The organism is Shewanella corallii, assembly GCF_023349125.1.
Taxonomy (GTDB): Bacteria; Pseudomonadota; Gammaproteobacteria; order Enterobacterales; family Shewanellaceae; genus Shewanella; species Shewanella corallii.
Genome location: NZ_JAKIKT010000030.1, coordinates 1 through 940, shown reverse-complemented (window position 1 = coordinate 940; position 940 = coordinate 1). Strand labels below are relative to the sequence as shown.

Below are 940 nucleotides of genomic sequence, written 5' to 3'. Positions count from 1 at the left end.
GGATTACGGCGACAGCGCCCCTACTGCGCCAACTGTGGTCATCACCGAAGATGCCAACAATGACGGCTACATCAATGATGCCGAACTCAATGGCCAGATAGACATTACCGTCACCCTGGGCAGCGGCACCGAAGTGGGTGACGCCATCGAAGTGACCGACCAGGACGGTAACGTCATCTTCTCCGGTACTGTCACTCAGGACATGCTGGATAACGGTCTGCAACTGGCCGTAGATGCACCGGCTACGGGCACCAATCTGGAAGTGACTGCCACCGTGACTGACCCTGCCGGCAACAGCGCCGAGGGCTCAGACTCCGCCACCCTGGATTACGGCACGGGCGGCGGCGCCCCTGAAGCGCCTGTCCTGACCATCACTGAAGATGCCAATAATGACGGCTATATCAATGATGATGAGCTGGATGGCGACATCAACTACACCATCGCTCTGGGCGACGGCACCGCAGTCGGTGACACCATCACGGTCACCGATCAGGATGGCAATGTGGTGTACACCGCCACCATCACCCAGGACATGCTGGACAATGGTCTGAGCCTGTCTATCACGGCCCCGGCTGATGGCACCGCCATCACCCTGACGGCCACGGTCACCGATCCGGCGGGCAACACCGCCGAGGGCTCAGACAGTGCACTGCTGAGCAGCGGCCCGGCTGCGCCAACGGTCACCATTACCGAAGATGCCAACAACGATGGCTACATCAATGACGCTGAGCTGAATGGTCAGGTGAACATCACCGTCACCCTGGCCACCGGCACCGAAGTGGGCGACACCATTGAAGTGACTGACCAGGATGGCAACGTCATCTTCTCCGGCCCGGTCACCCAGGACATGCTGGATAATGGCCTGGACCTGAGCATTGATCCGCCTGCCACCGGCACTGAGCTGGACATCACCGCCACGGTCACCGACAGCGCCGGCAAC

Annotated in this window: 1 protein-coding gene; it reads left to right on the top strand. The window is 60.5% G+C overall.

The annotated features are described in order from the left end of the window. The coding region (locus L2725_RS23135) for an Ig-like domain repeat protein (protein WP_249251138.1) at positions 1-940 on the top strand (940 nt) is incomplete at both ends.